Source organism: Bradyrhizobium frederickii (genome assembly GCF_004570865.1).
GTDB classification, from domain to species: domain Bacteria; phylum Pseudomonadota; class Alphaproteobacteria; order Rhizobiales; family Xanthobacteraceae; genus Bradyrhizobium; species Bradyrhizobium frederickii.
In genome coordinates this window covers 1-9,376 of record NZ_SPQS01000062.1, presented here as the reverse complement: position 1 = coordinate 9,376, position 9,376 = coordinate 1, and the positions used below count along the sequence as shown (strand labels likewise).

Annotated in this window: 8 protein-coding genes and 2 pseudogenes; 4 read left to right on the top strand and 6 right to left on the bottom strand. The window is 58.2% G+C overall.

Going from position 1 to position 9,376, the window contains the following annotated elements:
* Positions 1-235, top strand: a 235-nt coding sequence (locus tag E4K64_RS38590; RefSeq protein WP_135161597.1) for an integrase core domain-containing protein, incomplete at its 5' end; no start/stop codon positions are given.
* A gap of 405 nt (positions 236-640) precedes the next feature.
* Positions 641-1,954 carry a hypothetical protein gene (locus E4K64_RS38585; RefSeq protein ID WP_126262175.1) on the top strand — a complete coding sequence of 438 codons (1,314 nt, stop codon included), beginning with the start codon at positions 641-643 and terminating at the stop codon, positions 1,952-1,954.
* Between the two features lie 33 nt (positions 1,955-1,987).
* Here the strand turns inward: E4K64_RS38585 and E4K64_RS38580 are convergent.
* The 5 genes and pseudogenes from E4K64_RS38580 to E4K64_RS38555 all read right to left on the bottom strand — a co-directional run bounded on the left by E4K64_RS38580 (position 1,988) and on the right by E4K64_RS38555 (position 8,337).
* Positions 1,988-3,399: pseudogene (locus E4K64_RS38580) on the bottom strand (IS701 family transposase).
* 206 nt (positions 3,400-3,605) lie between these two features.
* Positions 3,606-4,238, bottom strand: a complete 633-nt coding sequence (locus E4K64_RS38575) for a group II intron maturase-specific domain-containing protein (RefSeq protein WP_235884957.1) — start codon at positions 4,236-4,238, stop codon at positions 3,606-3,608.
* A gap of 312 nt (positions 4,239-4,550) precedes the next feature.
* Positions 4,551-5,582 (bottom strand): IS110 family RNA-guided transposase, encoded by a 1,032-nt coding sequence (locus E4K64_RS38570; RefSeq protein WP_135167581.1) that lies wholly within the window; start codon positions 5,580-5,582, stop codon positions 4,551-4,553.
* Positions 5,554-6,477: a reverse transcriptase domain-containing protein gene (locus tag E4K64_RS38565; protein WP_347338663.1), complete on the bottom strand. Its 924-nt coding sequence runs from the start codon at positions 6,475-6,477 to the stop codon at positions 5,554-5,556. The genes E4K64_RS38570 and E4K64_RS38565 overlap by 29 nt, the downstream gene beginning before the upstream one ends.
* A gap of 1,062 nt (positions 6,478-7,539) precedes the next feature.
* Positions 7,540-8,337, bottom strand: a complete 798-nt coding sequence (locus tag E4K64_RS38555; RefSeq protein ID WP_347338662.1) for a reverse transcriptase domain-containing protein — start codon at positions 8,335-8,337, stop codon at positions 7,540-7,542.
* Between the two features lie 38 nt (positions 8,338-8,375).
* Between E4K64_RS38555 and E4K64_RS38550 the strand changes: the two genes are divergently transcribed.
* Both E4K64_RS38550 and E4K64_RS41505 read left to right on the top strand, forming a co-directional pair.
* Positions 8,376-8,657: a LexA family protein gene (locus E4K64_RS38550; protein WP_126262178.1), complete on the top strand. Its 282-nt coding sequence runs from the start codon at positions 8,376-8,378 to the stop codon at positions 8,655-8,657.
* Between the two features lie 66 nt (positions 8,658-8,723).
* Positions 8,724-8,959, top strand: a pseudogene (locus E4K64_RS41505) (IS256 family transposase); the annotation flags it as partial.
* 142 nt (positions 8,960-9,101) lie between these two features.
* Here E4K64_RS41505 and E4K64_RS38540 read toward each other — a convergent pair.
* The coding region (locus E4K64_RS38540) for a transposase (RefSeq protein ID WP_209311901.1) at positions 9,102-9,376 on the bottom strand (275 nt) is incomplete at its 5' end.

Sequence of the window (9,376 nt, the reverse complement as noted above, 5' to 3'; positions counted from 1 at the left end):
CATCAGTATGGACGGCCGGGGCGCCTGGCGGGACAACGTGTTCGTTGAGCGGCTGTGGCGCAGCGTCAAATACGAGGAGGTGTATCTGCGGGCCTACGACAGCGTCAGCGACGCTCGCGCCTCGATTGGCCGCTATCTGGACTTCTACAATTGCCGCCGTCCACATTCGAGCCTTGACGGCAGCACACCGGATCAAGCCTACTTCACCCCGCTGCCGCTCCGCACGGCAGCCTAACCCCGGCAGAGGCTCCACTTATCGACGCGGATATTCTGTTCAGACAACCGGGGCCAGCTCAGAGTCCCGAGCAGATTGCCCGACGCTTGCCGATCGACTTCCCGGACGACAAGACGATGCGCATCAGCCACGACCCTTATGACCTGCACTGAATTTTCATCCAGCAGCAGTTAGTTAGAGTCTCGGGCCGCCCGAGAGAACGTTCGCGATATATCTTGCATAACGAGAAACTATTTGCCACGAACATCGTGGTGGAGCACTTTTGCTGTCCGTCATCGCTGAATTAGCGTCGGCGACAAGCAACAGCTGACAGTCGATCGAACGCCCAGCAGCAGCGTCGGGATCGATTGCCGCAAGGTGACATCGCCCCCGCTACAAGTTGGGACGTCTAGGGCTCATTGTACCATGCACCACATCCGTCCAACTCGACCTCTCTCTCAATACACTGCGCCAGTTAAGACCGAACCGGACGAGACTTATTATGATACCACAATCTCGTCATCGGTTGATCGGGCCCAGGCATCACTGTCGCCAGCTCCGAATTCAAGCAGCGGACAATCTGTCCTCGAGCGTTTTGAGGGAGCAGAGTTCATTTATCCGGCGGACATTGCACATCAAGGCAACACGCACAAATTGTCCTTGAAACAGGCATCCGCAGCGAGACAACTTCTGTATCATCCGGGAGACGTGCTTCGACGGGAAATCGCGAAAGCAGCAGGCCCACTCGTTCGTATTTTGATGAAATTGACCGACGCTGAACTAAGCACATTGTCGACGCGCTTAGTGTCACCGGGTTGTCTGCTTGCAGACAAATCGCCGAATGTATTGCTGGAAATCCTTGAGCGGTTGATTGATGATGCGCGACACGAGGCAGGCCGTGCAAGCGCAACAGACCGAACGGCCTTTATTTCCTTCTTAGGCGATCTCGGTACATTCTATGCCGATTCTAAGAAGAGCGACGGACCATTTTCATTATCTACAGAACAGAAGCAAACATTTCTTGGTCGGTTGTCAGATTTGATTGCTGAAGAAAAACTCACCGCTATCTCAGATGAAGTACTAAAACGAGTCGCAAAAGTCTCCGCGGGGACAGGAGTCGTGGGGCCGAAGAAGAAAGCGGAGAGGAAAAAAATAGACACCTCTTCGATACGAAGAGGGCTATACAACCTCGGCGACGAAATTGACGAAAGGCTTGGCGTGCCTGAACATACGCGAATTCCTCCGATCACTTGGAAGCCGATGCTTATCAAAGCAACACGGCTCTTAAACCTCGAGGAGCCTCTCGTTGGCCATATGTCGGGCTCCCCTGCTGAAATTTTGATGGTGTGGGACATGCTGTGCGGTCGTGCCGAGGGCGTATACACTGCGGCTCTTGATGCGCATCGGAATGCGATCAATGCAGGCATTGGCTCTGCGGAACCAAAGGACCATTTTAGTGCAGAAGAATGGGCAGCACGGCTTGCCCGTCTTGCCGGCGCTTGCGCGATGCAGATCGGCGTAGGTTATCACAGCGCGGTAGAAGTTGCGGAAAGCGCGCTCAAATATACCGGACAAGACTTGCGAAGCGTGCTTGCCGATCCGGCCACAGAGGATGCTACTCGGTTGCTCGGAGCAGGTGCTGCAACGGATCTTATTACGGAACTTTTCGAAACTCAAACAAAGTCAACTTTGGACTGCTCAGACGTGCTGGCCTTGCCGCCAAGGTTTATCCAATCCTGAGTTCGCCCTGGCAGTTTATTTGCCTAACTAGTCTTACTGCGTCACAAACGGTGGTCTGTGGAATGGACGAACTTGATTGCACAACAAGGACATCTCGACAGCGTTCGGACGAGCCCTTGCTGGAGTCGCCGTCGCATCGTCGTGATCGAATCTGGAATGTGACGTTGGGTCCGTAGCGGCAGAACCGCGGGGTCTGCAATCTGCGGGAACGCGAGCGAGCGGGATCGGCCGGGCGCGCCGAGCGCGCCGAGCGCCTGAGGGGGGAATCGTCTCCCGCTCGGAGATCAGGAATCCAAAGGCTGCAATGCACATCGTTGCGTGATGATGAAAGCCGCGCCAGCCGCGTCCCTCGAAGTGGCCAAGCCCGACCTCCTGCTTGAGTTCCTGATAGTCGCGTTCGATGCGCCAGCGCAATTTAACCGTCTCAACGAGAGTCCGGAATGCCACATCCTCCGGCAATGTCGAGAGCCAGTATTTGGTAGGCTGGTCCTCGCCTTTCGGCCATTCGATCAGCAACCATTCCTCCAATCGCTGGGTGGTTTGCCAATAATCACGGTGCGCGGCACGGACCCGCACGCGGGCAAAGCGCGAGCTCAGCTTTTCGTTCGTTCCTTGCCGCCACGTGATGGTGCGCCAAGCTTTGGCCGGCAGGCCGATCGCGAGCGTTTTGACGGCGGCCGGCCGATGCTGACGGTTGCGGCGCATCAGTTTCGGGGGACGGCCGCGGCCCGACCATGGCTTCGGCGGCAAGGGACCGGTGCCGGGCGCCCATACCGTTGTGCTCGACAGAAGACCCGCCACATAGGTCAATCCCAGCGCCGTGATCTCCGTGCGCAGATCGCTGTTGTTGCCATAGCCCGCGTCCATCAGCACGACACCGCGCGGAAGGCCGGTCGCACAGGCCCACTGCAACTGCTCCAGCGCGATCTCCGGCTTGGTCCGGAAGCCGACTTCGGAATGCCCACCTTGCGCCGCCGATCGCAATCCTCAGTCCATTCCTTCGGAAGATATAGGCGATAGGCGACAGGCAGGCTGGCGTGGTGGTTGGCAATCGACAGTGACACCGCCACCTGGCAACTATCCTGCTTGCCGAGCTGCCCGCAATATTGCCGTGCAACTCTAACCGAATGTCGCCCCTGCTTGGGAAAGCCGGTGTCATCGATGATCCAAGCTTCGATCGGGCCATGGCGTTCAATCGCCGGCAGGACCATCTCGCGTACCTTGCTCAGCACCTTCTCATCCGACCAGGTGCCGCTGCCGACGAAATGCAGCAGCGATTGATGCTGGGCGGCCGTCCGTTCCGGAGCCGTCACCGCCGCCATGGGCTCCACGCTCTTGCGACCGCCACAGGCCATGAGGCCGACGCAATAGTCGCGCAGCGGTGCCTTCCGATCAGCATGACCGATGACGCTGGCAAGCCCTTCCAAATACGCCGCAAATCGCATCTCACTGGTCTTGGTGCCACGCCCGCTCATGTAGCCTCCTCGGCTGATGGTCCATGCTTCAACCATCGCTGATTCCGGCCGGACAAAGCCTGCGGTTTTGTGACTCAGTCAGACTAGTGGTTCATCACAGGGGAGTAGCCCCGCGGAATTTCACCCCGGGGCTCTCGCAGAACCGGACATGACAGTCTCCCGTCATCCGGCTCCCATCAGGCAAACGTCCCAGTCATACCGAGTCGCCAGTGCACAAAGAGTCCCGCACTTTCCTTGACGAGTCTTAGGAAGAACTGACTCGCACCAGCTTTAGTGCGGCGGAAGCGCTTGAACTTCCGCACCGCCCACGCCACGAGCGTCTGATTGACGTATCGCAGGAAGGGATACAGTGCCGACCGAGTATAGCGCCCATAGTATGCAATCCATCCCCTGAGGAGAGGATTGATCTCTGAGGCTAGCTCCTGCAAGGACAGGTGTGTCTGCCGGCGCAAGTTCAAGGCCCGAATCGTTTCCCGCATGGTCTTCATTGCCGATGGACTGACTGCTGGAGTAAATCCTCCAAACAGCGAGTTGGTTCGGGAATTCATTACCTGACGGGAGCGAAAGCAAAATCCGAGGAAGTCAAAGCTGACATTCGGGTAGTTGCCTTTGCGATTCCCATCTCTGCAGTAGACGATCTTGGTTTTCGTTGGATGCATCTCCAGATGACACTCTGCCAACCGGGCTTGAAGCTCAACCTTGAGGGTTTCTGCTTCTAGCTCGGTACGGCAGTGCACCAGTCGTCGAGTCGCCCGGGGGAGTTTCACCCCCAGGCGCTCACAGATCCGGACGTGAACGTCTCCGCTCATCCGGCTCTTACCGTCCAGCCGCCGTCTTGTGTAGCATCGGCCAATGGGCCATGTGTGGACGGCTCCGGGTTGGCAAGGAGAATCTTCACGTCGCAGGATTGGTCGGAGCAGCCATGTGTTCGGCCTGTTTGCGCGGTACACATGACCGCTGGCCATAATGCCCTCCGCGGATCAGGTCCCGGTCAAAAGCACGCATTCTAGATGCCATGGCCCAAGTGGGTTGTCCTGATCGCCGGATCGACCGGCACCGCATTACGTGCTGTTCGCCCTCCCAACCGTTACGTCACGCCGGCGATGTCGGCGCGATCTCGTTTAGGCCGCCACCGCGGCCGGCTCCTGGTAGCGTTCGTTCCTCGCCATCATCGCCCAGGCCATCCTGGCGAGCTTGTTGGCAAGCGCGATGGCCGCGACCTTGGTGGGCCGCCGCGCCAACAATCGCGTGAGCCATGGCCGATGATCGGTGCCATGGATCTTTGCGTAGCGGATTACGGCGAGCGCGCCAGCCGTGAACAGGCTACGCAAATAGCGATCGCCCTGCTTGCTGATGCTGCCAAGCTTGTCTTTGCCCCCGCTCGAGCTCTGCTTTGGCACGAGGCCAACCCAGGCCGAGAAGTCCCGCCCGGATCGGAAGGCTTTGGGATCGGCAATGCTGGCGACCAGCGCTGTAGCCAGCGCCGGACCGACGCCAGGGATCGCGTCCAGCCGCTTGCTCGTCGTGTTTGATCGGTGCCAGGCGATGATGCGGCGGTCAAATTCCAGGATCTGGGCCTTCAGCGCGCGCAATTGAACGCCAAGAGCAGCAAGGCACATCCGGGCGACCTCCGGGACTCGGTCTTCGACTTTATCGGCGACGACTTCCAGCAATTGCTCGACGCCTCGCCGCCCAACAGGTGCGACAATCCCGAACTCGGCAAGATAGGCGCGGATCGAGTTGATGACGGCGGTCTGCTGGCGGATGAAGAGGTGGCGCGCTCGGTGAAGCATCAGACAGCTCTGTTGCTCGACTGTCTTGGTCGGCACGAACCGCATGTTGGGCCTCGTCACCGCTTCACAGATCGCCTCCGCATCCGTAGCGTCGTTCTTCTGCCGCTTGACGTAGGGCTTCACATAGGCCGGAGGCATCAATCGCACCGTATGTCCCAACGCCTGCAGTTCACGGGACCAATGGTGCGATGATGCGCAAGCTTCGATCCCCACCAGGCATGGCGGCAACTTCTGGAAAAACGCCAAGACGTGGCGGCGCCTCAATTGACGGCGTACGACCACCTGGCCGGCTGCATCAACGCCGTGCACTTGGAAGACCGACTTCGCAATATCAAGGCCAATCGTCGAGATTGACTGCATAGGCTGCTCCTCCGAATCGTGGGAGCCTCAAAACGGCACCCACTCCTTGGCACTCTCGTGCCGGTGGAGGAGCCGTCCACAGCATCAAAAGCGTGGGGGCGCGACAAGCAATGTCCCGTACCCAGTGCTCTGCCCGTCTTCGATGTCGCCGCAGACATTTGTATTTCGACATCGCCCATCGCGCCAGACATCGATTGAGATGGCGTAGTGTCGGGTAAAGCGCCGACTTGTAGTACCGACCATAGTAGTTCATCCAACCTCGAATGATCGGGTTGAACATCCTCGCCAGGTCGTCGATCCTCTTATCCACCCGGCAGCGTAGTTGCCATGCACGGATTTCCTGTCGGATTGCCTTCGTCGCGGCATTGCTGACACCGGGGCTGAAGTTGACGAAGTGCTTTCCCCAACGGTTCTTCGACCGACGGGCGCGGAACGTGTAGCCCAAAAAGTCGAATTTCTGTTCAGGATAATCACCTCGCCGGTCGTCATCCTTACAATAGACAATCTTCGTCTTGTCCGGATGAAGCTCCAGTCCGCATTCGGCAAAGCGCTTCGCAAGCGTCTCCTTCAGTTCTTGTGCCTGCCGCTCACTGTCGCAATGGCAGAGAATATCATCGGCATAACGCTCGAACGGGATGCTCGGATAATTTCTTCGCATCCACATGTCGAACGCATAGTGGAGAAAGAGATTCGCCATCAGCGGTGATACCACCGAGCCCTGCGACGTACCCTTCTCTCGGGGTTCAGGGGTGCCGTCTTCCAGTTGAACGGGAGCTTTAAGCCACCGTTCAATGTACAACAACACCCAAGCGCAGTCCGTGTGCTTCCGAATCGCCTTGAGCAAAAGCTCATGCGATATCGAGTCAAAATAGGCCCGAATGTCGACATCGAGCACGAAGGGATGCCGCCAGCATCGCTGGCGAGCAACCCCAACGGCAGCGCCGATTTTCCTGGTCGATATCCGAACGAGTCTGGATGAAAATGTTTCTCCAAATCCGGCTCCAGATATCCTTTGACGACTGCCTGAGCAACGCGATCCGACACCGTAGGAATTCCTAGCGGCCTCTTCCCGCCGTCGCGCTTGTCGATCTGCACACGCTTGACCGGCGGTGGAAAGTAGCTGCCCGAAGACATTCGATTCCAGAGCTTGTACAGATTGCTCTGCAAGTCTGTCTCGAACATCTCGATCGACTGCTCGTCCACACCGGCTGCGCCCCGATTTGCTTTAACCCGTTTGTACGCTTCCCAAACCCAGCGCTTGGGGATGTCATACGGCTTTGCTTGACCCAAAAGAGTCCTCCCGTTTCCGGTTGTTCTTCCAATCAAGCGGGACAGTGCCGTGCCTTCGCTCCGCCACCATTACAGTGCCTTCATCACTACTACACACGGCTCCGCCCCTGCATCGCGCATTGGTCCTCAGACTCTTGTGGGGCTTCCACTTGAACCATTCCCTTGGCATCGCGATACAGGTTCCCACGTTCCGCACAGAAGCCTGAACCGAGGTCACGCCACCTCGCCTGCCGGACGCCGCCTGAGCCGTAAACAGGTATCGCTCAGACTGATCCCAAGATAACGACTACCCCTTGGTTTTGACGTCTTCCCTACGCTTTCGACAGTTCATCAGTGGTTCGCTTGCGCTCGTCTCCTCGATCCTTACCTGACAGAGTCTTGCTCTGCCTTTTCCGGTCTCGCTCACCACCTCGACCATTGGGCCGAAGCAGCAGCCGGTGGTTTGAACCCTGATCCTGCAACCCGAGTTCGAGGGGCCAACCCCCATCTTCTGTGCAGCAAGGCTGCTCAAAGGTGCTCTACATCACACCTCCTTCGCGCCGTCGTGGCGCACGATCGTCGGCATAACGCACGACGATCATGTCGCCCCGGGCTTCTTGCCGTCTCCAGCGTTCGGCCCAGAGATCGTAGCAGTAATGCATGTAGACATTGGCGAGGAGCGGTGAAATTACCGACCCTTGACCCGTCCCCTGTCATCGACTGTTACGACGCCGTCTTCAAGTATACCCGCCTTGAGCCACTTCTGGATGAGGCGGACGATGCGCTTGTCGCCGATCCTATGTTCTAGGAAGCGGATGAGCCATTCCTGGCTAACAGCTCCAAAGAAGTTCTGGATGTCGGCGTCAAGTATCCAGTTCACCTTCTTTATTTTGATCGCTGCCGAAAGTGCATCCAACGCATCGTGCGGTCCCCGTCTGGGCCTGAACCCATAGGAGAAACCGACGAAGTCGACTTCATAGATCGCGTTGAGCACCAAGACGGTTGCGCCCTGGACGATTTTGTCTTCCAAGGCGGCGATCGCTAATGGCCGCTGCTTTCCATCCGCCTTCGGGATATACGTCCGGCGAGACGGTTGCGGCCGGTAGGCTCCTCGGTGGACCCGTCCGTGCAGATCCTCGAGCCTGAGCTCAAGATCCGACTCGTAGTCCTGCCACGTGACGCCATCCACCCCGGGCGCGGCTTTGCGCTTCAGCGCGTAGAACGCCGTCTTCAGGGTATCGACATTGACGTGGTGGAGAAGCGCGGTGAACCGCTCCTTCTTTCTTTGCCTTCCTGCTTGTCGTACGCGGTCCAGCGCCTGGGTCACGCGATTCCGGCTCTGCGCCCGGTTCGTGCTTTGCTGGCCCACGTTCCCCTTGGTCCCCGGCCTTGGCTCCACCGGCTCCGCAGCCGGTTGCCCGGCCTTGTTCGTCGGCTTCGTTGCTGTCGGGTCGGAGGAGGCGCCCACCCGATAACGTACATTCATGCTTTGCCTCCTTGTCGGAGGCCGGGACGAATCCAACGATGAGTCAAAAATCAGGCGCGCGCTTCACCGAGAAACAGGGTTATTACCTGGCTTTCATCCATACCTACGCCCACATGTTCGGACGTCCACCCGCCGAAGCCGACATCCAGCGCCACTTCCGCGTCAGCCCGCCTTCGGTCCACCAGATGATCGTCACCCTCGAACGAAACGGCTTCATCCGACGTCAACCAGGCGTCCCCAGAAGCATCGAAATCCTCGTGCCGCCGGAAAGCTTGCCGATCCTCGAATGGCTCGGTATCAAAACGTCGAAATCACTGTGATGAACCACTAGTCGATTCTGCGCACACTCCAAGCGTGCAGAATTTTGTGCCGGAAAGTAGCTATCACTTGCGCACGCCCAACCCATCGAAAGCGTGTTAGCGACCGTGCGACGCAGAACCGCGCGGACGAAAGGATCACCGTCGTCAACGATCGCCAGGCTGATGTTGTTCAAGCTAATTATCGCCGCATCAAAAACGGAGCGGCGGCTCAAAGTTCAAATCAGTTGCCGAAGGTGATCGCAGGTGTCAGATTCAACGACAGCATCGAGCTCAATCATATGCCGGCAAACAACGCCGTCTGATCCCCTCGTCACCCAAAATCCTGCATAGCTCCGAGCACTGGTCGCATCTGTGCACGTCGAATCCAATCGAAAGCGTCTTGCCACGGTTAAGCACCAGACTGTGCGAACGAAGGGAGCGTTAGTCGACCGTGAAGAACGTTGATCATGAGGTCTGTTGACGGGATGACCAGGCGCCGGCGAACAGGAAGGCGCAGCAGATCCGGACAAACAAAGTCGTGAGCCAGAGGATCAGAATCCGGAAGTTGTAGCCCGCGGCGGCAAGGACCGCGTTGGCGGCGTCGCCGCGGGTGCCGGCGAGATGATTTCGGTTCATCCGGTGCTCATTCTTGAGATGGCCTATCACCGGTTCGACCGCGGATCGGCGTCGGAAGGCGCGTTTGATTGCTGCGGTCACGCCACGCTTCTGGCCGGCGACAT